The organism is Enterobacter sp. SM3 (genome assembly GCF_009811935.2).
GTDB lineage: Bacteria > Pseudomonadota > Gammaproteobacteria > Enterobacterales > Enterobacteriaceae > Enterobacter > Enterobacter asburiae_D.
Window position 1 is genome coordinate 4,018,353 of record NZ_CP099971.1, and the last position, 25,818, is coordinate 4,044,170.

19 protein-coding genes are annotated in these 25,818 nt (G+C 55.7%); 11 read left to right on the forward strand and 8 right to left on the reverse strand.

The window, feature by feature from the left end; all coding sequences use genetic code 11:
• Positions 1 to 12 precede the first annotated feature (12 nt).
• From GVO84_RS18790 to tssH, 3 genes are all read right to left on the reverse strand, one after another.
• A complete protein-coding gene (locus GVO84_RS18790) occupies positions 13 to 768 on the reverse strand; it encodes a fimbrial biogenesis chaperone (RefSeq protein WP_159514881.1) in 756 nt (251 codons plus the stop codon).
• Between the two features lie 89 nt (positions 769 to 857).
• Positions 858 to 1,394, reverse strand: coding sequence for a fimbrial protein (locus GVO84_RS18795; protein WP_121424645.1), 537 nt, complete (start codon positions 1,392 to 1,394; stop codon positions 858 to 860).
• An 84-nt stretch (positions 1,395 to 1,478) separates the two neighbouring features.
• Positions 1,479 to 4,169: a type VI secretion system ATPase TssH gene (gene tssH / locus GVO84_RS18800; RefSeq protein WP_201283076.1), complete on the reverse strand. Its 2,691-nt coding sequence runs from the start codon at positions 4,167 to 4,169 to the stop codon at positions 1,479 to 1,481.
• Positions 4,170 to 4,470: 301 nt separating this feature from the next.
• Here tssH and tssF point away from each other — a divergent pair, with 301 nt between their 5' ends.
• Genes tssF through GVO84_RS18835 form a run of 7 tightly spaced genes read left to right on the forward strand, consistent with a single transcriptional unit; the run spans position 4,471 to position 13,097 of the window.
• Positions 4,471 to 6,351 carry a type VI secretion system baseplate subunit TssF gene (tssF, locus tag GVO84_RS18805; RefSeq protein ID WP_121424647.1) on the forward strand — a complete coding sequence of 627 codons (1,881 nt, stop codon included), beginning with the start codon at positions 4,471 to 4,473 and terminating at the stop codon, positions 6,349 to 6,351.
• Positions 6,348 to 7,340 (forward strand): type VI secretion system baseplate subunit TssG, encoded by a 993-nt coding sequence (gene tssG / locus GVO84_RS18810; protein WP_121424648.1) that lies wholly within the window; start codon positions 6,348 to 6,350, stop codon positions 7,338 to 7,340. The genes tssF and tssG overlap by 4 nt, the downstream gene beginning before the upstream one ends.
• 35 nt (positions 7,341 to 7,375) lie before the next feature.
• Positions 7,376 to 8,446 (forward strand): ImpA family type VI secretion system protein, encoded by a 1,071-nt coding sequence (locus GVO84_RS18815; RefSeq protein ID WP_159514883.1) that lies wholly within the window; start codon positions 7,376 to 7,378, stop codon positions 8,444 to 8,446.
• Positions 8,447 to 8,449: 3 nt separating this feature from the next.
• Positions 8,450 to 9,436 (forward strand): fimbrial protein, encoded by a 987-nt coding sequence (locus GVO84_RS18820; protein ID WP_159514884.1) that lies wholly within the window; start codon positions 8,450 to 8,452, stop codon positions 9,434 to 9,436.
• A gap of 25 nt (positions 9,437 to 9,461) precedes the next feature.
• Positions 9,462 to 10,808, forward strand: coding sequence for a GlcNAc-transferase family protein (locus GVO84_RS18825; RefSeq protein WP_159514885.1), 1,347 nt, complete (start codon positions 9,462 to 9,464; stop codon positions 10,806 to 10,808).
• Entirely contained in the window at positions 10,802 to 12,583 is a 1,782-nt protein-coding gene (locus tag GVO84_RS18830) for an OmpA family protein (RefSeq protein WP_159514886.1), read from the forward strand. Before GVO84_RS18825 ends, GVO84_RS18830 begins: the two co-directional genes overlap by 7 nt.
• 25 nt (positions 12,584 to 12,608) lie before the next feature.
• Positions 12,609 to 13,097 (forward strand): DcrB-related protein, encoded by a 489-nt coding sequence (locus GVO84_RS18835; RefSeq protein WP_121424653.1) that lies wholly within the window; start codon positions 12,609 to 12,611, stop codon positions 13,095 to 13,097.
• Between the two features lie 69 nt (positions 13,098 to 13,166).
• On the opposite strand, the gene GVO84_RS18840 is transcribed toward GVO84_RS18835, so the two are convergent.
• Positions 13,167 to 13,694: a helix-turn-helix domain-containing protein gene (locus GVO84_RS18840; protein WP_045403948.1), complete on the reverse strand. Its 528-nt coding sequence runs from the start codon at positions 13,692 to 13,694 to the stop codon at positions 13,167 to 13,169.
• Positions 13,695 to 14,367: 673 nt separating this feature from the next.
• On the opposite strand from GVO84_RS18840, the gene pgaA reads away from it, so the two are divergent.
• Genes pgaA through pgaD form a run of 4 tightly spaced genes read left to right on the forward strand, consistent with a single transcriptional unit; the run spans position 14,368 to position 20,504 of the window.
• On the forward strand, positions 14,368 to 16,806 hold the full coding sequence (gene pgaA / locus GVO84_RS18845; RefSeq protein WP_159514887.1) for a poly-beta-1,6 N-acetyl-D-glucosamine export porin PgaA: 2,439 nt from the start codon (positions 14,368 to 14,370) through the stop codon (positions 16,804 to 16,806).
• A gap of 8 nt (positions 16,807 to 16,814) precedes the next feature.
• On the forward strand, positions 16,815 to 18,752 hold the full coding sequence (gene pgaB, locus GVO84_RS18850) for a poly-beta-1,6-N-acetyl-D-glucosamine N-deacetylase PgaB (protein WP_159514888.1): 1,938 nt from the start codon (positions 16,815 to 16,817) through the stop codon (positions 18,750 to 18,752).
• Positions 18,745 to 20,076: a poly-beta-1,6-N-acetyl-D-glucosamine synthase gene (gene pgaC, locus GVO84_RS18855; protein WP_159514889.1), complete on the forward strand. Its 1,332-nt coding sequence runs from the start codon at positions 18,745 to 18,747 to the stop codon at positions 20,074 to 20,076. The genes pgaB and pgaC overlap by 8 nt, the downstream gene beginning before the upstream one ends.
• Positions 20,073 to 20,504, forward strand: a complete 432-nt coding sequence (gene pgaD, locus GVO84_RS18860; protein ID WP_159514890.1) for a poly-beta-1,6-N-acetyl-D-glucosamine biosynthesis protein PgaD — start codon at positions 20,073 to 20,075, stop codon at positions 20,502 to 20,504. The genes pgaC and pgaD overlap by 4 nt, the downstream gene beginning before the upstream one ends.
• Positions 20,505 to 20,974: 470 nt before the next feature.
• Here the strand turns inward: pgaD and gss are convergent, their stop codons facing one another.
• From gss to GVO84_RS18880, 4 genes are all read right to left on the reverse strand, one after another.
• Entirely contained in the window at positions 20,975 to 22,840 is a 1,866-nt protein-coding gene (gene gss, locus GVO84_RS18865; protein ID WP_159514891.1) for a bifunctional glutathionylspermidine amidase/synthase, read from the reverse strand.
• A 185-nt stretch (positions 22,841 to 23,025) separates the two neighbouring features.
• Positions 23,026 to 24,003 (reverse strand): ABC transporter ATP-binding protein, encoded by a 978-nt coding sequence (locus GVO84_RS18870; RefSeq protein ID WP_159514892.1) that lies wholly within the window; start codon positions 24,001 to 24,003, stop codon positions 23,026 to 23,028.
• Positions 24,000 to 24,977, reverse strand: coding sequence for an ABC transporter ATP-binding protein (locus GVO84_RS18875; RefSeq protein ID WP_159514893.1), 978 nt, complete (start codon positions 24,975 to 24,977; stop codon positions 24,000 to 24,002). The genes GVO84_RS18870 and GVO84_RS18875 overlap by 4 nt, the downstream gene beginning before the upstream one ends.
• Positions 24,970 to 25,815, reverse strand: coding sequence for an ABC transporter permease (locus GVO84_RS18880; protein ID WP_159514894.1), 846 nt, complete (start codon positions 25,813 to 25,815; stop codon positions 24,970 to 24,972). Before GVO84_RS18880 ends, GVO84_RS18875 begins: the two co-directional genes overlap by 8 nt.
• Positions 25,816 to 25,818: the final 3 nt, after the last annotated feature.

Consider the following 25,818-nt stretch of genomic DNA (forward strand, 5'->3'; position numbering starts at 1 on the left):
TTCAGCGTCTTATTATTTCTTTATTGACAGGGTGTTACCCGTTGAATGAGTCAACTGATATTTAACAACGCCGCCATAATCGTTAATCAGGCGGACCTCAACGCTACCGATCGTTGCTGGCACTTTATTTTTACCCGCCAGTGCAAATTCTTTATTGCCAAACGGCGGGATCATATCCGCCACCAGAGGATATTGTGTGCTCCCTGAATAGGCGATCGCCGAATCAAATGAAAAATAATAAGGCGTTGGGTTATTCACTTTAATACCTCGGGTCGGGCTAATGATTTCCCAACGCAGTTTTTCGAATTCATTGGCACTGCTACTCTTTAACGCGGTCGGGCGATAAAATATTTTAATACGGGTTCTGAATGCCAGTTCCAGACGATCGGTGTTTTGTACCTTTTCATTCATTGGCGGTATTTCCAGCATATTAAACCAGAACACCGACTCCCGATCCTGCGGCAATGGCATACCATTATAAATAAGACGTACACTCTGTCCTTTGCCAGGCTCTACACGATAAACGGGCGGCGTAGCGGTAAATGGCACCTTAATATTATTAATGTCAGTATTTTTATTGCCATCATCAACCCAGACCTGAACCAGTGTCGGTGTATCATTTTTATTATTGGTTCTCACCGTCTGCTCTTTTTCAGAACCGGGAAAAATCACCCGCGTACCGGATATGGTCATCCCGGCAAAAGCAACGTGGGTTGCCAGCGCGAAAAAGAGAAAAGCATTTAATAATAGTGCACGTTGATATTTCATAGTACTGTCCCGCAGGTAATACGGTCTATCTGATAAAAGAGCTTAACAGGGGCGATTTCTCGCCCCGGATTCAATCCTGGCGGAAAGACTTACGGATACGCGATGGTATAAGCTGTCTGCGCGTAAACCTTACCTACAGTGGTCGCACCCGTCGCGTAGTAACCGCCGTAGTAACGCATGGTCGCTTTACCGTCGGTCACGGTAGCAGGCGCGCCGGTTTCACCCAGTTTCAGCTGCTGCTCGTCAGAGTTATACAGACGGACCTGTACGTTCCCCGCCGTAGGGATACTCGCATCAGTAAACTGGTTGGTCAGGTTGCCAGTTGCGCTATCAACGCCAGTGCTGCCGATAGCTTCAAAGTGCGCGGCTACCTGAGTAATACCGGTAGGACACTTTTCAACGTTCAGGTCAAAACCTTTAGAACCCGCAGTGTCACCGGCCTTGGCCAGAGTCTGAATCGCAACTGTCGGCAGTTGTACCTGGCGATCAACAGAGTCAGCGGCAATTTCGCAGGTGCTGGTAATCAGTTCACCGTTAAACGTTACGGTACCCTGCGTGGCGGCCAGCGCAGAAGTTGATACTGTCGCCATCGCCAGCGCGCATAATGTCATTTTGAAAGTAGACATAACAAATTCCCTATATTAGCGTTATTCAAATTAAAACTTGTCGACCCTAAGATCGCTTTTTGGTTATTACTTACTTCCTGTAGATTAAATTTTTAGCTTGCCCTCCACTTGCATCACAATATCAATTTCCTTTTCTTCAGATAAAATGCACTGCATAGCTATTATTTTATTTTTCGCCGATTTATCAGCCTGGTTTAAAAGTGCACTGCCAATCTTTGGTAAAATATTTTTCTCAATAAAACGAATCAGCATTCTGGCGCCGGTTTCCGCTACCGGACATTGTTCAACAACGTGCTGAACCAGTTCATCGCTAAAGGTTAACGCCATGTCATACTGCGCTTTCGCACGCTCAGCGATACGGTCCAAATGAATTCTGACAATATGCTGCAATGAATCTGTCGCCAGCGGTAAGTAAGGTATAACGGTGACGCGGCCTAAAAACGCAGCCGGAAATACCTTCAGCAACGCGGGCTGGAGTAATTTCAGCAAGCCTTCTTCATCAGGCATGGTCTGCGGATCGGCGCAGGTGCTGCTAATAATGTCGCTACCGGCATTGCTGGTCAGCAAAATAACGGTATTGCGAAAATCAATCTGCCGACCTTCACCGTCTTCCATCGACCCTTTATCAAATACCTGGAAAAACAGTTCATGGACATCGGAGTGCGCTTTTTCCACTTCATCCAGCAAAATGACGCTATAAGGTTTGCGGCGAACCGCTTCGGTTAATACGCCGCCTTCGCCATAGCCTACGTAACCCGGCGGCGACCCTTTCAGCGAGGAAACCGTATGTGCTTCCTGATATTCACTCATATTAATGGTGATCAGATTCTGCTTGCCGCCATAAAGCTGGTCGGCAATCGCCAGCGCGGTTTCAGTTTTCCCGACCCCGGAAGGGCCAACCAGCATGAACACGCCAAAGGGTTTTTGCGGATCGGCAAGCCCGGCGCGCGCGGTCTGGATACTCTGACTCAGGCAGGTTAGCGCGTAGGTCTGGCCAATGACTTTTTCCGCCAGACGTTGCGGCAGCTCCATGACGGCGCTGACGTCGTCTTTCAGCACCTGTCCCACCGGGATGCCCGTCCAGTCAGCCACAATCGCCGCTACTATGCTGGCGTTCACTTCCGTCTGCACCAGCGCCTTTTCACCGCGGATCTCGCTCAGCGTCGCTTCCAGTTCATTCAAACGAGACTGCAGGAAACTGATTTTTTCCGCCTCCGGCATCTGCGGATCTTCCACCGTGGCGGCAAGCAGCTGCTGACGGGTATCGATGATCGTCGCCACCAGTTCACACTCCTGCACCCAGCGCCGCTCCAGCACCGACGCTTCTTCTGCATGGTCGTCGATAGCGCGCTGAATCGGCTGAAGCCGTTTGTCGTCCTCTTTACCAAAACCGATGGCTTTTTCCAGCATGGACAGTTCAGCCTGCGCCGACTGCTGATGGAATTTCAGCAGCTGTAGCTCAGTCGGCGGCGCATGCTGCGCAACGGCGACCCTGGCGCATGCCGTATCCAGCAGGCTGATCGCTTTATCGGGCAACTGCCGGGCCGGAATATAGCGATGAGATAAACGCACGGCGGCGCGAATCGCCTCATCCATTACCCAGACGCCGTGGTGTTTTTCCAGTACCGGCAGCAGGCCGCGCAGCATAGCGATAGCCAGATCCTCCGACGGTTCGTCTACCTGCAGCACCTGGAAGCGTCGCGTCAGCGCCGGATCTTTTTCGATGTGGCGCTTAAACTCGCTCCAGGTTGTCGCGCCGATGGTGCGCAGCTGCCCGCGGGCCAGCATCGGTTTCATCAGGTTAGCGGCGTCACCGGTTCCAGCATTACCGCCCGCACCGACCAGCGTATGCACCTCATCAATAAATAAAATTACCGGTTCGACCGATTTGGCGGCATCTTCCAGTACCGCTTTTAAACGCGCTTCAAATTCGCCCTTCATGCTGGCCCCGGCTGAAAGCGCGGTGACATCCAGCGTCAGCAGGCGAACGTTTTGCAGCGCGGGCGGTACTTCTCCGGCGGCTAACGCGAGCGCCAGACCTTCCACGACGGCCGTTTTCCCTACCCCCGCCTCCCCGGTGAGCAGAGGATTATTCTGTCGACGACGCAACAGAATATCGATCATGGTGTTGATCTCTTTATCCCGTCCCAGCACCGGATCAATTTTGCCTTCCCGCGCAAGCGCGGTCAGATCGGTCGAATATTGCGCCAGTCCGCCGCTCTGCGTGCTGCCCATCGCGTTGCTGGCTTCGCCCGGTACGCCCGCTTCGGCGGAAACCATTGCGCCGCCCGCTTCGCTCTCTTCTGCAGAGTCGCGAATAATGTAGCCAAGATCTTTGCTTAACTGTTCCAGCGGAATTTTTTCGAATACGGACGAAATGCCGAAAAGCGCGCGGCGTAATTCCATGGTGGTCAGCAGCGCCATCAGCAAATGGCCGCTACGAATACGCGAGTTCTCACACTCCAGGCTGGCAAATATCCATGCCCGCTCGATAGCCAGTTCAATATGATATGAAAAATCTGAAATAGAACTGGCGCCCGCAGGCAGGCGCGTTAATGCCTGCGAAAAATCACGCTCGAGTATTTCCGCATCAAGTTCAAAATGTCGTACAATTTGGCGGATATCGCTATCCTGCTGCTGATAAATCTGATTTAACCAGTGAATCAATTCAACGTAAGGATTACCGCGTAATTTACACAGCGTAGTGGCACTCTCCACGCTTTTAAACAGGCTTACATTAAGTTTTCCGAATAGGTTTTTTCTGGTAATCGCCACAACAAAACTCATCCCATTTTAATTTGACGTCGTTTTCGGCCACTACTCCTGTAGTGGAACAGATTTTCCCTGCCTGCGCTGGAGTATTCACAGAGGCACAACTGGCTACTTCGGATTAATACTAAACATACTTAGCAATAAGAAAAACCTTTAATCAGAATAGCAGGCAGGATTTAAGAAAATCGCTCAAACGGGATTCCTAATTTCGCCATGGACGATAAAAAGTGTGATCGTGAAGAACCCATTTAATTCTAGAATCCGGGCGATATTAAAGAAAGTCGCGAAATTGACGGGATGCAATGTGGAACACAACTTTCTAGATTACTATAACCAGGAACTGACGTTTGTCAGGGAAATGGCGCGTGAATTTGCAGAGCGGCATCCGAAAATCGCCGGGCGACTGGGGATGCAGGGCATAGAAACTGCCGATCCATACGTAGAGCGTCTGATTGAGTCATTCTGCTTTTTATCTGCGCGAACGCAGATGAAACTTGATGCAGAATTTCCAAAATTTACCCAACGACTACTGGATATCATCTATCCAAATTACAATTCACCAATGCCGTCGATGGGGGTCGTTCAGCTACAGCCGAATCTAAAAGAAGGCGATTTAACGCAAGGCTATGTCATTCCCAAAAAAAGCACTTTTTACAGTCGGTTATTGCCTGGAGAAATGACGCGTTGCGAATTCAGAAATAATCAGGACGTCACGCTGTGGCCGCTGGATATTGCAGAGGTACGGTTAACCTCTGTCCCTCCTGATATTCCTAACCTGGAAATTCATCGCCTCAACCACCAGCAGCTAAAGGGTGCACTGCGCATTAAGCTGCGTTTACAGGGTGATTTAGTATTTTCAGATTTGAACGGACTGGATGAGTTACCCATTTATATTCAGGGTGATGAACGCGTGGTATCACATACCTTTGAATTGCTTCACAGCAGGCATGTCGCGGTGGTGGTACGTAGCGGAGACGGTGAAAAAAATCAGCATCACGTTATCGTCAAAGATGCGTTGAAGTTTGAAGGCCTGGCACCAGATCAGAGCCTGTTGCCCTTGCAATGGAATATGTTCCACGGGCACACACTGATTCAGGAATATATCGCCTGCCGCGAGCGATTTTATTTTTTCTCGATCGCTCAGCTGGCCACCGCGCTGGAAGGGAATAATACCAATGAAGTAGAAATTATTATACTGCTCAACACATTGCCGCAGGATTTGGTGCCGCATCTGGACGCCTCGCGCTTTTTACTTCACTGCACTGCGGTGATTAACCTCTTTCCCAAACGCGTGGACCGAATTGAAGTTAACCGCGCGCTGAATAATTTCCACATTGTGCCGGATCGCAGCCGTCCTATGGACTATGAAGTCTTTTCCGTCGATAAAGTCTTCGGCTTACAGGCGGAAACCAGCGAAGAGCTAACCTTTAATCCGCTCTATCAGACCCGACACAGCGACACCGGTAATTTTGGCCGTTATTTCTCTATCAGACGTGAAGTCAGGGTGAAAGAGGCGAGCCACCGTAAATATGACACCCGCACGCCCTACAGCGGCACGGAGATTTTTATTTCGCTGGTCGATCAACAGGAAGCGCCCTATAGCGAACATATTCGCTACCTGCTGGTTGACGCCATGGTAACCAACCGCGACCTGCCCCGCTTGCTGACCAGTACCGGCAGCCTTGAGCTGACCATGTCGGACTCCGTTCCGATTCACGGCGCCCGCTTCGTCAGCTCGCCAAGCGCCCCGCGTTCGCCTTTCGCCGTCGGTGAGGCAGCGTGGCGACTTATCCGTCAGCTTAGCTTTAACTATCTTCCTCTCTTCGAGATGGAACACGCCCGGGGCGGCGAATCGCTGCGTAATATGCTGCGCCTGTTCACCAATTCCGCCGATACGGAAACCCTGACGCAAATTAACAGTCTGGTCGGGTGTAAAACCGAGCCCGTGGTGCGTCGCCTGTCAGAGGAGGGGCTGTTGGTTTACGGACGCGGCGTGCGCTGCAGTTTAACCGTCGATGAAGAGGGTTTCTCCGGCATCAGTCCGTACCTCTTTGGCCTGGTAATGGAAAACTACCTGGCGCGGCACGCGGCAATCAATATCTTTACCGAAACCGAGCTGCACTCCATGCAGCGCGGCTTAATCGCGCGCTGGAAAGCGCGTCCCGGCAGACGAGGCGCATTATGAAATCCGTCGACGCCTGGTTCGATGACAGCAAACCCTGGGAAGCGGGTTTTATCAGCACAATGCGCGCAATTGCCGCCCGCACTCCTGAGTTAGCGCCCCCCGGAAAAGCCCTGCTGCCCTCACAGGAGCGTTTTCGGCTAGGGCAAGTGGCCAGCATGACTTTTGCGCCGCGTGAAATCGCCGCCATTAGCCAGCAGGATGACAAAATCAAGCTGCAGCTTTTTGGTTTGGGTATCTGGGGGGCGCAAGGCGCCATGCCGCTCCATCTTTCCGAACTGGCTTACTCCCGCTACGAGCAGCACGACCCAACGCTGATTGATTTTGTTGATATTTTTCATCACCGCGCGCTCAGCCTGTTTTATCGCGCGTGGTTTTTATCGCAGGACACCGCCTCGCTGGACAGGCAGGACGACGAACGGTTTTCGTTTTACGTCGGCAGCCTGATCGGCCTCGATCCGGCAGAGCTCTCTCCCGATTCGCTACCTATTCACACCCGGCTGGCCTCTTCCGCCCACCTTATTCGCGAAGCCCGTAACCCGGACGGCTTGCTGGGGGCGATGCATTACTACTTTGGCGTTCCGGTTCGCATGGAAGAGTTTGAGCTGCAATGGATCTACCTGGAGCGTAACGATCAAACCGCGCTCGGCGACAGCCATTGCGCCGGGCTACTGGGAGACGGCGCGATCCTCGGCAACACCGTGCTGGACAGACAGCATAAATTCAAGCTGCTCATGGGGCCGTTGACCCTTCCCCAGTACATGCTGTTTAGCCCGTGGGGCAGCGATATGTCTGTGCTGCGTGAACTGGTGCGCAGCTTTATCGGTTTTGAATATGCCTGGGATGTGCAACTGGTACTGGCAGCCGATCAGGTGCCGCAGGCCCGGCTTGATGGCTCCCACCAGCTTGGTTACGCAAGCTGGCTGGAGCGTCATTCTTGTGATGATCCGGTTTACGGCATGAGCTTCGAGCCGGAAATGTATCACCGCTAGTTAACGCTTATACCCACAGCAAAAAGATACGTGCGATGAATCAAACATACCATCTGACCTGTTCTGATTATTACCAGCCCCTGATGTCCCCCATCGCGGGCAGCGACGCCTGCGGCGAGACGCTCGATTACGACCCTGCGTTCATCATGTTGCAGTCCCGGCTCCAGCCCAAACTGGGCGTGGAATATGGCGACTTTGTTGAAGCGGCGGAGCCCATTAACTGGGCCGAAACCGAACGCGAATGTCAGACCCTACTGCAGAAAAGCAAAGACGTCCGGCTGATTATCATCCTGATGCGTTGTCGGCTACGTAAAGTCGGACTCCCCGCCCTGGCGGAAGGTCTGGAAGCGCTTCATGCCTTACTGTGCGCCTGGCCGGACGACCTGCATCCGCAGCTTCTTGATGAGGGAGAGTTCGCCCCGATGCTGCGCGCTAACGCCTTCGCCGAGCTGGAGGATGCTAACGGCCTGCTTGCCGACCTGCGCAATCAACCGCTACCGAAAGCCTCCGGGTTGCAAATCACCATCAAAGAGTTTGAAAAAGCGCATCAGGTTCCGCGGGAAGAGGGGGCGCTGTCGGATACAGCCATGGCCGCCATTATTCATGAGTGGCAACTTAATGCCCGTGACAGGCTCTTCCCGCTTACCCAGGCGTACGGTTTCATGCTGGAGATAAAAAGCATGCTTGCCGACACGCTCGGGCATGATGCGCCTGAATTTGCCGTACTCGGTAATCTGCTGGTCTTCTTCGCTAACGATTTCAGCGGCCTGGCCCCTGCCCCGCTCGTTTCGCCGTCCATCGTGGAGGACGACACGCCACAGGCTCAGGAGATCGAGGAGCGTCCCGACAGTGGGCTCCCCGCAGTGGCGGATCTTCCCCCCATCGCGCCACCTGCCGTCGCGGAGGCGCGCCGCAGTATCGAAAGCCGCGCCGATGCGCTGCACCGCTTACAGGAAATCCGCAGCTGGTTTGCAATGACCGAACCCAGCAGCCCGCTTGTTCAGGTGTTGAAGTATGCGGAAGAGAGCATCGGCAAAAGCTTTGCCGACCTCTTGAAAATGTATCCCCCTGAGATAGTCGCCATGCTGAATCACGAGAAGGAATAAAACATGTTAAGGATCGCCATTACACTTTGTGCCCTTGCTTTGACGCCCGCCGCTTCCGCCGTTTGTACGCTGGCGCGCGGCGCGCCGACCGCGGTTTCCATTCCTTCGCAGGTTATTCGTATCAACGCAAATGCCCCCATAGACACCTCAACCCCGATCGCCCAGTTCGACAGCAATCAGGCAGGCCAGAATATTGGCTATGACCACTGCGTTGCCGGCACCGAGTACGGGAAACGAGTGATCAACCTGACGGGACAGGACTCGTCAACCCGCATCTATCCGACCACTATACCGGGCATCGGCATTAAGCTGCTGTGGAGCAATGGCACTGCATTCGGCAACTTTCCCTCCACCAGTCAGTTGACCATTTCGGGGGGGAATCAAGAAGCCACATTTGATTATGTGGCCGCCTCTTTTTACCGCATCCAGTTTTTTAAAACGGCGAACAATTTGCGCCTGAGCGATCCGAACGGCGATACCGTTCTGCCCGCCGGGGATATTGCCTATAACTACCTGATGACGGCCGATCCGGCCTCGTATGTCATGAAGCTCGCGATTGGCGATATCAAAATCATCAGCACTCCCACCTGCGATGTCGACAGCGCCAAAACGATTGATTTCAACGAAGTGACCCCGTCATTGCTCAGTAGCGGCGTGAGCCGCAATCTGGATTTCACCATTACCTGCAAAAGCGACTACGGCACCTATTCCACTACCGCCTCGATGATCGCCGATACCCCCTCCTCAGATGGTTCGTATATCCGCGTAAAAGATGCAGACGGCAATCTGGATCGGCTGGGCATAAAAATCACCGATGGCGCAGGCAAGGCGATGAAGCTGGACGGCAGCACATCAGAACAAAAAACCAGTATTACCAGCCAGGGGCCCGCCGAATTTGCCTGGAACGCCACGCTGTTCGCCAGCGGTAAAACCGCCCCCGCAGGTGGAACCTTTAACGCCAAAGCGGAAGTCGTTTTTGATATTCCGTAATCAGCTTTTGAATGGATTGGGAAAAATGGATACCCCAGCGACAATTTTTATCAGCATCGCAAGCTACCGCGACCCGGAACTCATTCCAACGCTAAAGAACATGCTGCAGCAAGCCGCTCATCCGGAGAATCTGCATCTCGCCGTTTGCTGGCAGGACGACGAAAACCTGTCGCTGTTTGAACAAAGCGGCATGATCCGGGAAGGTAGCCGGATCGTTGCGGGGCGTGAAGTCGTTACCTTCCGCTACCGCCAGGCCAGGATTGATTTTATCAGCGTCCATTTTTACGCCAGCCAGGGTGCATGCTGGGCACGCAGCATGGCGGAAACGCTGTTTGAACAGGAAGTCTATTTCCTGCAAATCGATTCCCACTGCCGTTTTATTCCCGGCTGGGATGACGAAATGATCGCCATGCTGCGCCAGTTACAGCAGAAAAGCGCGCGGCCCATACTCTCCTCCTATCCCCCGCCTTATCGCCCAGGCGAAGATGAAGAGGCCAGCAAAAAGCACTATGTCAGCCGCCTGATATTTCGCGAATTTAATCCGCAGGGTATTCCCATGCTTACCTCCACGCCTTTTACGGCAACCGAGCCGGTGCGGGGAAGCTATCTCGCGGGCGGTTTTATCTTTACGCACGGCGATTTCGTCAGCACTGTACCTAACGATCCGCAGATTTTTTTCGCCGGCGAAGAGATCGCCATGGCGGTACGCGCCTTCACCTACGGCTATGACATTTATCATCCGCACAAGCCGCTGCTCTGGCATTTCTATCAGCGTAAAGAGCACAGCAAAGTCTGGGGCGATCACTCAAACGAGGCCAAAGCGCAAGGCGTAGTGGATAAAGCCTGGTGGGAAAGAGACAACATCTCGAAAAAACGCGTCCGAACCCTACTGGGGCTGGAAACAGAGGACGCCGCAAGTCTGTCGCCTTACACCACGGGATCCGCGCGTCCTCTGCGAGCGTTTGAGTATCAGACTGGAATTTGCCTGCAAAAGGGCACCGTACTGCCGGAGGTAATGAGCGCGGAGAAGATCAATTTTTTCCCAACGCCGCCCGATGACCACGCGCAATGGCTTGCCCGCCAGTACGTCTGGTACAAAAAAAACCTCACGCTGGAGCCCGCCGTCTGGCGCGCTGACGATGGAGACGCGGAAAAGCTGCACCTTGGCGTTTATAACCCGCAAAACATGCTGCTCTATAAACGCACGCTTGATGGCCGGGAACTGCAAGCGCTGCATACCGCATCCCCGGATGACAACCTCACACTCTCGCTCGAATTTAAAACCGCCACCGCCGCGCAGCCTGCTGTCGTGCGGATATGTCCGTGGTCAATAACCTCTGGCTGGGGCACCGTTACGGAGAAAACATGGTGAAAAGTGAACATTTTTTCTGCCGACTGATCGGCATTGATACCCTGATTTCCTTCGACGGCATCATTCCTTCAGCGGCGGATTTTCAGCTCAGACTCATTTCGCTCATCGAGCAGTTTAATAAAGCCTTGCAGGAGGAGAACCAGGCTGCCGAAGAGAGCGAAGCGCTGTGCCAGCTGCTATGCGGTTATTTCGACAAGCGCCTGATGATAAACCAGAAAGATAATGCGCTCTCCTGGGAGCGTTACTCGTTAATGCATTACTTTTATGGCTACACCCAAAGCCAGGCGAATGACGATATTACGTCACTGCTTGCCGCCCTGCTTCGTTCCGACAGCAAGCTGATTTTCCGCTATGCCAGAAAGCTGCTTACGCTGCTGGAACAGGTCGAAGGGCAAACCGACGCGCTGACGTCGCTGCGCGCCACCTGCGCACCCCGAACCTGGCTGATGCGCGCGGAAGCGGACCCTGAACCGGAAAAAGGCGACGAAGATACACCAGCAACCTCTCCACGGTTGATGGTGTTGATTACCGGCCCCTTCGCCCGAAAATGGTTTCACCATGCCAATTTATCAACCAGCGATAACGGACACATCGTCTGGATGGTAGCCGAACATTCGACTACGCTCGCCAGCCGGCTCACGCATGCGGAAGAGACGCACCCGCCCATGGCGACAGTGGCCCTGTTTCCCGTGCTCGTCGATGGTATGGAGAACAGCGCTCTGCTGACAGAACAGCTGATGTCCTGGCAATACGCCTTCACCTCCATACGGCTTAACAGGCAGTTGCCCTGCATACCGGCTTTTTATACCCGTCTGAGCCAGCAACGCCATTCGCACGATCCCGACCGGGCGATCTGGACCCGCTCTCTGACGCCGCACGGTCAGTTGACGCTGGAATCGTGTTTCCACGATCTGGTGGACAAGCTTAATGCCCGCGATGACGGACAGAATCTTTACGCCATTCAGCGATATGCGCTCGGCAGTACCTTTATCGCCTGGCTTGCCGAAAGCCGGTTGATGAACGTCATGCAAACCTTGTTTAAAAACACCCCGCTCGATCTCGCAGGCGTCATCCTTGCCGACTATGGTCAGGGGTTTACCCGTCACGGCGCCTGGTCGCAGTGGCTGGGAGAAAGATACGGTATCCTGCCTGCCCTTTCTGCCACGATTGCCATGCCGCCCTTACCTCCGTTGCCATTACCGCCGCTACCGGAACCCGAGGCCGCATGGCCTGCGCCAGTCCCTCTCGTTAAGCCAGCGCCGCGGCGTCGATCTCCACTGCCCGCCATTATCACGCTGCTATTACTGTTAGCCTGTCTGGCCGGCGGCGTTTACTACTATGCCCGGCATAACATCGGCGAAATACGCGAGCAGATAAGGCAATTTTCTCCGTTACGGGAAAATGTTACCGCAGACGACAACGCATCGATCTTCCCTCTGGCGGATACCGTGCCGCTTTTTGCGAACGGTAGCAGCAATCTCATGCCCGACAGCGAAAAAACCCTGCTCACGATCGTGCCTGCAATTCGCCGCTCGCCAGAAAAAATATTCCTCATAATTGGCCATTCCGACAGTACCGGCTCTGCCGCGACGAACATGGCGCTCTCTGCCGAACGCGCGCAGGTCATTAAAGACTGGCTGGTGGCGTATACGGGACTCCCGGCCGAACAGTTCATTACCGAAGGCGCTGGTGACACCCGGCCGGTCGCCAATAACGACACCAAAGAAGGGCGGGCGCAAAACCGCCGCGTTGAGATCATTCCCTTATCCCGATAAAACATTAAGGATGAAAAGGACTTACATGAACAAAACCCCCATGACTTATCCTATTAATGAAGGCACTTTCATGACGCTTACGCCTCAGGAAGATCAGTCCATTAATATTCTGCGCTATATGGATGAGGACAATAATCAGTACAACATACTGATAAACCGCACCACGCTGGAAAAAGATCAAACGGTGGACGATTTCTGTGAGAAGCAGTGGGAGAAAATGAAGCTTTATGTGCCGGGATTTGAGGTGGAAGGAAAAAACCTGCGCCATGAAATTGGCCCAGCCAAACTGCAGGTGCTGCAAACCGCCAATAAATTTCTGGAGGATGGCGCCTGGGTCCGGCAGGTCTCTTCCATCGTAACGCTGCCACATCACCCGAAGCTGAACCCCGAGTCGCGCAAACTACTGGTGTTTACGCTGGCGTCTTATAACGAATTTACCGAAGCGCAGCGCAAGCATTACGTCCGCATAATCAACAGCTTTATCCCAACGGAAACTGCACTTAGCGTTGAGTGATCTGCAAAACTTTTCTGTGCCCCGCCTGGGGCGCAGAAAGATTGAATTTGCTTTTGGTTTCTCCCCTCACTAGGGATCGTTCCCACCTGCGTCCAGCAGTTTGTTTTTAAAGATAAACAAACACGCCTCGTTGAAGTTCTCCGCCCCCAGACGTTCCGAGAGCGCCGTGCGTTTGCGATAGAGGCTTTTCACCGACGTATTCAGCTCATCGGCAATGGCTTCCATCGGCATCCCTGCCCTCAGCAGCCGCAGCATGATCGCTTCGTGCGTGCTAAGCCGTAAGTTAAGCAGCCACTTCGTGGTCAGGCGCCTGCCCTTCATATTGAGCACCAGATTAAACAGCGAGGCCATATCCGGCGCGGTGAGCGACGTGTTCATAAATAACTTCATACTGAGCAGATTCTCCTCGCGGTGCCGCATATCAAGCATAACGCAGCAGATCGTTTTTTTCGTTCGGGCCGGATGGCGTATCAGATAATCATATAAACGGAGCGGAGAACGGCTATCAATCAATACAGAATATTCATCTGCACCGTTATCAAATATGTTTCTGTCAATCGAGTCGAGCAGGATAATATCCGGAAAAAATATCCGCATCCCCCTGACAAGGTAGCGATCCTGAGTCACTAACACTATTGAAGTTGCCACTAACCATCCCTTTTAGATTAAAGCAAGAACGATCCCTCGGAAAGAAGGCCGCCTTCGTTTTATAGCGCTGTTATATTAACGATAAATGTATTCCGGCTTTGGACATCCCTCAATACAGACATTGATGAGAAAGACTTCCTGTAGACTATCATTCAATGGCTGCCATTAATTATAAATAAAAAACAATCGCAGAAAAGTCACTTCTCTAAACATTAAGAATTTTTGTCATGAAACTTCCCAAACATGCACCAGAAAGTACTTTAATTGAGGCAGATAAACAGCATTAAAAATATATACAAAACTGTCACAATAAACATAAAATGATTTTATTTCAGTGAGTTATGATTAAATCACCAATTCAAAATAATCATTAAAACCTGCTCATTACAGAATTATCTCAAAACTACTCAGCCGCTTTTCAGCATATTTATCCGGCAACATATCAGGTGTACATTAGCTTTCACCCAGTCCACTGAGATAAGGATCCATAATTACCTTTAGGTAAGTACCCCGTAACATCACTGCATTCAGATTTAATGTTCTCATTTATGGCCTTTAACCCCTGAGTTTAAAGGCGGCCGTGTTATGCAATGGATTCATGATAAACAAATGGCAAATAGATATGGAAAGTTCACTTCGCTTCAATACGTTATTCTTTTATCGCGCCCCAACATTATTGTTTCTGTTATTCCTCTTTCCTGTTCTGTCTCAGGCGACTGAATCCGTTTATGAGCAACAGATTCAACAGGCGCGTAACGGTAATTACACGCCGTTTCTCGATTATCTTCAGCGTTATCAGCAGCAGCATGCCCTGACGCCTGAACAAGTTGCGGACTGGTTACAGGTTGCAGCCTGGGCGGGTCATGATGACGAGGTTATTCAGGTCTGGCAGCGTTACGGCATTTATATGCCGCTGCCCGCCCGCGGCGTTGCTGCCGTCGCGCAGTCCAGGCGAAATCAAAAAGCGTGGCAGCCGGCCCTGGCGCTCTGGAAAGAGGCGCGTAGCCTTGCGCCGGATAACGATGATTATCGTATCGGCTATATCAAAACCCTGGCCGATGCCCGCATGGATGCGCTTGCCCTGCAGGAAGCCCGACGGCTGGTGGCGGAAAATCCCTCTCAGGCGCATCTTCAGACGCTCTCGTATGTCTGGTTACGCCAGGGGAAAAGCTGGGATCGGCTTCTGGGAGAAACCCGCGCGCTGAATATCGCACCCGAGAATAAAGCGCTCCTCAGCGAACTGATCGACGCGCTTACGGATAACCGGGTGAATACCCCCGCGCTCCAGCTTTCACAAAGCGTGACGCTGCCCCCCGCGGAGCGTCGCCGTCTTGAGCGTAATGCCGCCGCCGAACGGGTTCGCCTTGCCGATGTGCCCGGCAGAACGGAAAAGGAGCGTCTGCAGCTTGCGCAATCTGCGCTGAATCGTTACGACGCCCTGCTTGCTCGCTGGCAAAACGATCCGCAGGCGGCGGAAGACGTCGTCCTAGCACGTATCGACAGGCTTGGCGCGCTATACGCCCATGCGGATTACCCACAGGTGATTAGCGAATATCAGGATCTTACGACAGCCCGGCATCCGGTGCCGGGCTGGGCAATCGGCTGGGTCATCTCCGCGTATCTGCAGGAGCAAAACGCGGCCGCCGCCTTCGCGCTTCTGCAACGCTACCCGCAATACGCTTCCGACCCAGAGGACGAGGAGCACGCGCTTTTCTACGCCTGGCTGGATACGGGAGACTACCAGGCCGCCCGCCAGTACGTTGAGCGCCAGACCCGCAACGTCCCCTGGACCCGTTACGATTTCGGCTCCCCTACCCCTCAGCCGAACGACAGGTGGCTTACCGGACAGTCGCTCCGCTTTAACTATTTGCTGGCGACGAATGCCCTGCCGGAAGCCGAAATGCTGGCGCACCGTCTGGCGACAACGGCGCCGGGCAATCAGGGGTTACAGATTGACTACGCCACCCTGCTTCAGGCGCGGGGCCTGCCGCGCGCGGCCGAGCAAAAGCTGAAAACGGCGGAGGCGCTGGAGCCGTCCAATGCAGAGCTGGAGCAACAGCAGGCCTACGTCGCGATGGATCTTCAGGAGTGGCGACAGATGGATTTACTGGCCGACGACGTGCTGGCGCGCGCGCCCAACGATCGCAGCGCCAGGCGTCTCGACAGGCTCAGAACGGTCCACCACATGTCCGAACTGCGCCTCATCGCAAGCAAGGGTTTGCACTCCGATAGCCCCATCAGCGGGACGCACGACCTGAGCTGGGACGCCACGCTCTATGGCCCACCCGTAGCGGACAGCTGGCGGCTGTTTGCGGGCACCCGCTATGCGCAGAGTAATTTCGATGAGGGCAAAGGCACCAGCCGTCACCTTTTGGGCGGCGTCGAATGGCGGCCACGCGACCTGCAGCTCGAAGCCGAGCTTTCCAGCAACCGCTATCACGGTGAAAACAAGCCGGGCGCTCGCCTCGCAACAACATACTTTGTGACCGATAGCTGGCAGGTCAGCGGCAGCCTTGAGCGCCTGTCGCGCACCACGCCCCTTCGGGCCTTACGCAACGGAATTAGCGCCAACCGGGGTGAAGGCGGGGTGCGCTGGTATCAAAACGAGCGGCGTGAGTACCAGTTCAGCGCCGCCCTCAGCCGCTTCTCCGATCGTAACCACCGCCAGGAATACACCCTCACGGGCAAGGAGCGTCTCTGGCAGACCCCGTCCCTGACGCTGGATCTCGAACCGGGGATCGCCGCCAGTAAAAACAGCCTGCGGGACACGCTCTATTACAACCCGGCGCGGGATCTGTCCGTGACGGCTGCCCTGGCCGTTGACCATGAAATGGTCCGCCATTACGACACCCTCTGGAGCCAGCAGTTCGTGGCCGGAGGCGGCAGCTACTGGCAGAAAAATCAGTCCGCTGGCGCCATCGCCCTGCTGGGTTACGGACAACGCGTTCAGTGGAACAACGTTATTGATACCGGCGTGATGCTGAACTGGGATAAACGCCCTTACGACGGCAAACGCGAGAGCAACCTCTCCGTCACATTTGACGCGACTTTACGCTTTTAAGGATGAATATGCTGAACACACGTTTTTCCGTGAGACTGATACTCCTCGGCTGGCTCTGCCTCAGCGCGAGCGTCTGCGCGCAGGCGATTTCGTTCATTGCGCCCAAAGATCGGCCGCAGTTGGAGGCAAGTAAACCCTGGCCGAAGAACCAGTTTCTGGTCCTGGCCTACCATGACGTCGAAGACGATGCTGCCGATCAGCGCTATCTCTCCGTTCGCACCAGCGCCTTAAACGAGCAGATAAGCTGGCTTCTGCACAACGGCTATCACGCCATCAGCGTGCAGGACATTCTCGATGCCCATGACGGCAAAAAAACGCTGCCGCCAAAAGCCGTTCTGCTCAGCTTTGACGACGGCTACAGCAGCTTTTACACCCGCGTCTGGCCGCTGCTTCAGGCGTGGAACGTTCCTGCGCTGTGGGCGCCGGTGGGCAGCTGGGTGGATACGCCGGCAAATCAAAAAGTTAACTTCGGCGGCCTGATGACGCCCCGCGATCGCTTCGCGACGTGGGACATGGTGCGCGAGCTCAGCCAGTCCCCGCTGATTGAGATTGGATCGCATACCTGGGCCTCGCATTACGGCATTCCGGCCAACCCGCAGGGCAGCCGGGAACCGGCGATCGCCAACCGCTTTTATGACAAAGCCACGGGCCGCTATGAAACCGACCAGCAGTTCAGCCAGCGGATCGGCGATGACGTTCGCAAAGTGACTGAAAAAATCACGCAGGTGACGGGCAAAGCGCCGCGCGCCTGGGTCTGGCCCTACGGCGCCGCCAGCGGTACGTCGCTCGCTATCGCCAGACAGCAGGGTTATCAGCTGGCCTTCACCCTTGAGGACGGGCTGGGGAATGTGCAGGATCTGGGCAACATCCCCCGCCTGCTGATCGCCGGTAATCCCTCGCTCAAGGCGTTTGCCAGCACGGTCAGCCAGGTTCAGGAGCGCGATCCCGTGCGCGTCATGCACGTCGATCTCGACTACGTTTACGATCCCGATCCGGCCCAGCAGACCCAAAACATCAACAAGCTGATCCAGCGGGTCTATGACATGAAAATCAGCCATGTTTTCCTGCAGGCGTTTGCCGACCCGCAGGGCGACGGCAGGATCAAAGCGCTCTATTTCCCCAACCGTCGTCTGCCGGTCCGGGCCGATCTCTTTAATTTTGTCGCCTGGCAGCTGCAAACCCGCGCAGGGGTAAAAGTCTTCGCATGGATGCCGGTGCTCTCGTTCGATCTCGATCCTGCCCTGCCGCGCGTGCAGCGCCGGGATCGTCAAACCGGCCAGCAGCGCGAAGCCACCGAGCCCTATATCCGGCTCGCCCCGTGGGACCCGCAGGTGCGCCAGCAGGTGACGGACATCTATGAAGATCTGGCCCGCTATGCCAGCTTCAATGGGATTTTGTTCCATGACGACGCGGTGCTGACGGACGTGGACGATGCCGGACAGGACACGACTCGCCAGAAGAGCCAGACGCTTATCGGGTTTACCCACGCCCTGAGCCTGGCGGTAAAGCATATCCGTGGCCCGCACATAAAAACCGCGCGCAACATGTTCGCCTTACCCATTCTGCAGCCCGAAAGCGAAGCGTGGTTCGCGCAGAATCTTGATGATTTTCTGGCGGAGTATGACTGGACGGTACCGATGGCCATGCCGCTGATGGAGTCCGTCCCGGCAGACGAGAGCGATGCCTGGCTGACGCGTCTGGTTAACGCGGTCGCCACGCGCCCCGGCGCGCTCGATAAAACCATTTTCGAGCTGCAGGCCAAGGACTGGGAACAGAAACCGCAGCGCGCCGTTGCCGATAGCCAGCTTGCGCAGTGGATGCGCGTGCTCCAGCTGAACGGCGTCAAAAACTACGGTTACTACCCCGACGACTTCCTCAACAACCAACCTGATATCTCACGCATCAGGCCTGAATTCTCTTCGTACTGGTACCCTGACAATGACTGATCGCATTATCGCATTCTCTATTTTATGTCTGGTATTCGGGTTGCCGTTAGGCGTGGCCGCCCTCTTTACCGGCGAACTGATTCTGGATTTTGTGTTCTTCTGGCCGCTGTTCATGTCGGTGCTCTGGATAACCGGCGGCCTCTATTTCTGGTATCAGCTTGAACGCCACTGGTCGTGGGATAAAGACACGCCCGCCCCAACGCTCGCGGGTGAGCCGCTCATCTCCATTCTTATCCCCTGTTTCAACGAGGGACGAAATGCCCGGGAGACCATCAGCGCCGCGCTGGATCAGCGGTATGAAAATATAGAAGTTATCGCCATCAACGACGGTTCGTCTGACAACACGGCGGAGGTATTGCAGGTGCTGGCGCAGGAACAGCCGCGCCTGCGGGTGATTAACCTCGCGGAGAACCAGGGGAAAGCGCTGGCGCTCAAAGCCGGGGCGGCGGCGGCCCGGGGCGATCTGCTGGTCTGCATTGACGGCGACGCCCTGCTCGATCGCGATACCGCCGCTTATCTGGTGGCCCCGCTGATTCAGTACCCCCACGTTGGGGCGGTCACCGGGAACCCGCGTATTCGCACCCGCTCCACGCTGATTGGCCGCATTCAGGTGGGCGAGTTCTCCTCCATCATCGGGCTTATTAAGCGGACGCAGCGGATCTATGGCCGGGTCTTTACCGTCTCCGGCGTCATCGCCGCCTTTCGACGGCAGGCGCTGGCGGACGTCGGGTACTGGAGCCCGGACATGATCACCGAAGACATCGACATCAGCTGGAAGCTCCAGCTGCGCCACTGGGATATCTTTTTTGAGCCGCGGGCGCTGTGCTGGATCCTGATGCCGGAGACGCTGAAGGGCCTGTGGAAACAGCGTCTGCGCTGGGCCCAGGGAGGCGCGGAGGTGTTTCTGGTCAACCTGCGCAGGATTGTGCGCTGGGAGCATCACCGCATGTGGCCGCTGTTTATGGAGTACGCGCTGTCAACGCTGTGGGCCTTCGCGTACGCGATGACGGTGCTGCTGTTCCTCCTCAGCCAGGTTGCGCCTGTTCCCGCCAGGCTGACCGTGGAGAGCCTTTTTCCACCGGAGTTTACCGGGCTGCTGCTGGGCGTGATGTGTCTGCTGCAGTTCCTGGTCAGCTTGTTCATCGAGCGACGCTATGAACGAAAAGTGGCCAGCTCGCTTTTCTGGGTGATCTGGTTCCCGATGGTGTACTGGATGATAGGCCTGTTTACCACCCTCGTCGCATTTCCAAAAGTGATGCTTAAACGCCAGCGCGCCCGCGCGCGCTGGATCAGTCCGGACCGGGGAAAAGGAAGCATTCAATGAACGAAAACACCTTAATTTTGACCGAGCATCGGCTCTTGCCGCGTCTTTTCGATGCCGCGTTAACGCTGGTGGCGTGGGGAGGATTTCTGTTTTTCCTGTATGCCAGGCTCTGGATACAGCTAACCGATGAGAGCGACCACCGCTGGGGCGTGATTATCGCGTCCTTTAATACGGTGTTGATCTATTTGCTGTTCGCCGCGCTCAACGGCTGGCTGCTGATTTTGTGGTATCAGTACAACCGCCGTCGTGCGCAAGTGAGGCGGCGTCAGCCGGGCTATTTTCACCAGGAGGAGCTGGCCCGCAGCTTTAATGTCTCACCGCAGATCATCTCCGAGATGAGCCAGTACAACCTGCTGACGGTGTATCATGACCAGATTGGCCACATCATCGATCTGAAGATCAACGGGCAGGAAGAGGAAGAACAGTAACGAAAAAAACCCGCAGGATGCCCTGCGGACTGAGGGATCCACAGTATTTTTTAAGCAGAAGCAATAACCTTGTTTCAGAACGACTAAAGGCTTTCTGCGATGCCCTGGTCCGGCTGTAAATCGCTGAGGCGTTGCCTTCCGGCCGGGGCGAGGCGCATGGATGCGCCGAGAGGGCGGGCTTTACAGGGACGTTACCTCCGCCCGTCCCCGATAAGCCGGAAGGAATAAGCCGAGGGCACCGCGAAGCGGCGATTTACCGCCGGGAGCCCGGGTCGCCAGGGTGGTGGCGACTGAGCCACCCTGGCACGTTCACAGGCCATGTCGTTAAAGAGTAGCAAGGAACATAAAGTGAACGGAATGACCACCAGAGCCGTATGTTCCCCCTCACCCCAGCCCTCTCCCTCAAGGGAGAGGGGGTCGTCTGTGCAGGCATTATTTTGTAGGGAACCCTCAACCCTGCGGGGGTATTTTTATAGCGAATCCTTCACCACAATCAGCGGCTCGATATCGCTCTCTTTCTTCACCACCAGCGAGTCATCGCCGCGCAGACAGGTTCCGCCGTAGTTCCCGCCCACGGTAAAGGTGCAGACCTGTATGTACTTGCCGTCGACCTTCGGCAGGCACCACAGCTGCTGGTAGATGTTTTTACGGTCGAAAAACTTGCCGCTGGATTTATCCAGCAGTTCGTCCTGGGCGCTGATGAGATCGATATTGCTGCCGCAGCGTCCGGCAATCGGCTTGACGGCATAGCCGGTCTGCTTCAGCAGATCGTTAACCTCAAAATCGGTGTCGAGCAGGTAACGGTGGTTCGGGAACAGCTGCCACAGTACCGGGAGAATCGCCTTGTTGCCGGGGATCACGGTCCACAGTGGTTCGAAGACCAGCACCTCCGGGCGCAGCAGGACGTCAATCAGTCGCACCTCGCCCTCGGGATGTCCGGTGCGGATCGGCACAGCGGCGTATTCGGTTTCGCTGACCTCGCGGATCTGCTCTATCGCCGTTTCCCACGCCCAGGTTTTCCACACGCAGTTGACGTGACGGCCTTCGTCGTCAATCAGCTGCCCGGCGGCATCCCAGCTCAGCGCCTCCAGCCCGTGCAGGATTTTGGTTTCGAAGCCGGCCTGCATCAGCGAACGCTGAATAAAGAGCGCGTGATAGTCCTCTTCGACATCGTTGTCCTGCATGATGTGGACAAACGGCCGCGCGTGGCTGTGCTTCCATGCGCCGGTCAGCTCTTCCAGCAGCCCTTCCGCCGGGTTATGCCCGTTGCCGCGATAGCCGTTTTTCACCCACTCTTCGAGAATCAGCCCGCCCTCGGTATGGCAGGAGGCGGAGTCGGCGTTGTACTCGTAGACCTTAATGCCGCGCTCATCCATGCAGAAATCCATACGACCGGTGATCATATGGTGGCGACGCCACTGCCAGGAGAGGCGCAGGCGCGGCCAGAGGATTTTCGGAATGTCGAAAAGCGCCAGCAGGCTGTCGTCTTTCAGCACCTTGTCCGTCGCGTGCAGGTACATCAGGTGCAGTTCGTTGGTGGCCTTGATCAGCTCCTGCTCGGCGCTTTCGGTAATGGTGAAGTACTGGCAGGGATCTTTGTTGATCACATGGCCGTTGGCGCGGATATACGCCTGCTGCAGCGCGTCATTTTCGTTTAGCCATTTTCCGTCGAACTGACGTTTGTTTTTCAGCCGCGCGCCGCTGATTTTCAGCAGCTCGCCGTCGATTTCCGGCTGAGGAATGCTGTGTTCCGTGTCGTCGGTCTGGATCATCCAGCCGAGGATCTCCGTGTCGTTGAAGGTGTCATGGATCGTGTAACACCCGTTCTCCACGCTCAGACGCAGCTCGCGCGTCCACTGCTGGCCGAGCGGCAGCGGGGAGTGAATCACGTTCTGCTCTGCAATACGCACCTTATCGTCCAGAAGCTGGGTGATCACCGCCACGTGACCGGTCTCGTGAAACTCGCCGCCCTTTTGCCAGATCAGCAGCGCCCCGGCGCGCGGCGCGCGTTTTGAACCGTTGGCAAAAGCCTGAAGGGGCAAAATGTTATCGTTCACCACCTGACGCAAAAAGCGCAGGGAGAAGATTTCCCACGCCATGCCGACGTCGGTAAACACGAAGCCATAGTTGAGAAACAGGAAACGGCGGGCAAACTCAACGCACTGCCACTTGTGGCCCATGTATTCGTTGCCGATATAGCTGCGGAAATCCGCATCTTCCGGGTAGCTGCGCGGGTCCAGACTGCCGTAATTTGAAGAGTAAATCGCCACGCCACCGGGCGCATAGCCTAACAACGTCCCGAATGGCGCATCACTGCTTAACTTTCCTTTACGCATGTATCCAACCTAAAACAGGCAGGCGGCAATTTTTTGAGGGGTTGTTGTCGTCTGCACGTTGTAATTAACCTGACAGAGGTGGATTTATCATACACCTGCGTGGCAAATAATTCGCCTTACCCGGCCTACGAAACACAAAACCCTGTAGGTCGGGTAAGCGAAGCGCCACCCGACACGTTTAAGGCTCAAATCTTAAATAGCCAGCACGCCGCGAAATGCCCTGGCGCAATCTCCTGCATGGCAGGCTCCTGCGTCTGGCAAACCGGCATGGCGTGCGGGCAGCGGCTGCAGAATTTACAGCCCGGCAGCGCGGACGTGGGTCCTGGAATGTCGCCGCGCAGGGTGGCATCTTCGAGATTGCGGATGCGCGGATCGGGCTGGGGAACCGCCGCCAGCAACGCGCGGGTGTAAGGGTGTGCCGGACGCTGATACAGTTCATTCGCCGGAGCCACCTCCACCAGTTTACCGAGATACATCACCCCAATGCGGCTGGAGATATGGCGCACCATGGAGAGATCGTGGGCGATGAACAGGTAGGTTAGCCCCAGCTCCTGCTGCAGATCCTGCAAAATATTCACCACCTGGGCCTGCACCGAGACGTCCAGCGCCGAGAGCGGCTCATCGCACAGCACAAATTCAGGATGCACGGACAACGCGCGGGCAATGCTGATGCGCTGACGCTGCCCGCCGCTGAACTCATGCGGGAACCGTTCAAGGTGTTCGTGCTTCAGCCCCACTTTGTAGAGCAGCGTTTCCGTACGTTCCCGCTGTTCTTCACGGCTGTAGCCGTGGATCTGCATCGGTTCGGCTACCAGCTGTCGCACGGTCATACCGGGGTTGAGCGAGGAGTAGGGATCCTGAAAAATCGCCTGCATCCGCTTACGCAGCGGCTTAAGCTCTCTTTCGCGGGCGTGGGCGATTGCCTGCCCGGCAAAGTGGATCTCGCCCGAGGTGATATCGAAAAGGCGCAGGATGGCGCGCCCGAGGGTGGATTTTCCGCAGCCGGATTCCCCCACCAGGCCAAACGTCTCGCCGGGCTGGATATCAAAGCTCACGCCGTCAACCGCCTTCACGGCCACGCCTTTACGCAGCAAACCGGCGTTGAGCGGATAGTGCTTGCGCAGATCGCGAACGCTCACTAATGGCGCCTGGTGTTCACTCATGCCTGAATCTCCTTATCAGCCCATAGCCAGCAGGCGGCGCGATGGCCCTCTCCGGCGGTGTAAAATGCGGGCTGCCGTTCACACTGGGGCATGCGCTTCGGGCAACGTTCCGCGAACGGACAGCCCGGCGGCGGGTTAAGCAGACCGGGCGGCGAACCTTCAATCGGCGATAAACGCTGATTCACCTCATCCGGGCGCGGCAGCGAGGCCAGCAGACCCTGGGTGTAAGGATGCGCAGGGCGATAAAAAATGTCCTCCACGCTCCCCTCCTCCATCACCAGCCCGCCGTACATCACCACCACGCGGCTGCAGACCTGCGCCACCACGCCGAGATCGTGGGTGATCAACAAAATCGCGGTCCGGGTCTGCTGTTGCAAACTTTTCAGCAGGCGCAGGATCTGCGCCTGAATGGTCACGTCCAGCGCGGTGGTCGGTTCGTCGGCAATCAGCAGCTTCGGGTTGCAGGAGAGCGCAATCGCGATCATCACCCGCTGGCGCATCCCGCCGCTGAACTCGTGGGGATACTGGTCGTATCGGCGTTCCGCCTCGGCAATGCCCACCTGTTCCAGCATGGCGATCGCCGCCGCTTTGGCCGCTTTTTTGGTCAGCCCTTTGTTGCGCATCAGGATCTCAGCCATCTGCTTGCCGATGGTCAACACCGGGTTCAGGGCGGTCATCGGATCCTGAAAAATCATCGCGATCTCGTTGCCGCGAATGGCTCGCATCTGCGCGGGCGTTTTCTGCGCCAGATCTTCATTCTGGAAGCGGATGCTGCCGCCGGTTATCTGTCCGTTGCTCCCCAGAAGCTGGATAATCGACTTACAGGTGACGCTTTTCCCGCAGCCCGACTCGCCAACGATACCGACGAGTTCGCCCGGCTGAACCTGAAAGCTCACGCCACGCACCGCGTGAACCTCGCCCTCGCGGGTGCGGAACGTGGTTTGCAGGTTCTCAAGCGCTAATAAGTTACTCATCGCGATTCGCTCCTGGCTCAAAGGCGGTACGGAACACATCGCCCAGCACGTTAAAGCTGAACACCGTCAGCAGGATAAGAATGCCGGGGAACATCGCCAGCCACGACGCTTCGCCAATATAAGACTGCGCGTTGTTAAGCATGCTTCCCCACGACGCCGCAGGCGCCTGCACCCCCAGCCCTAAGAAGCTGAGCGTTGACTCCATCAGAATAGCTGAGGCGATATTGAGCGTGGCCGCCACGATAATGGTCGGCAGCACGCCGGGAATGATGTGGCGCACGATAATGCGCAGCGGATGCTCGCCCGACGCGCGGGCATAAAGCACGTACTCGCGCTCTTTCACCGAAAGCGTTTCGGCACGCACCAGCCGCGACATGTTCATCCACGTCAGCAGGCTGATAATCAGGATGATGTTATCCACGCCCGGCTTGAGGTAAGCATTCACTACCAGCAGCAGGAAGAAGGCCGGAATGGCCATCAGGATATCCACGGCCCGCATCATCAGGTTATCCAGCCAGCCGCCAAAATAGCCGCTCACCGTTCCCACTACCGTGCCGATCAGCGTGGAAAAGAGCATCGCCAGAAAACCGACCATCAGGGAGATCTGGCCGCCATACAGCGCGCGGGTGAAGTAGTCGCGGCCGTATTCGTCGGTGCCGAACCAGTGCGCGGCATCCGGCGGCAACGTGCGCGCGCCGAGCGCCATCCGATCCGGATCGTACGGGCTTAACCCCGCGCAGAGCGCGGCGACAACGAAAACAAAAAGCACAAACAGGGAGAACTGCGCCGGACGGTTGCGGCGCAGCTGGTGACGAACCTGCTGCCAGCGTCTGCTCATCCG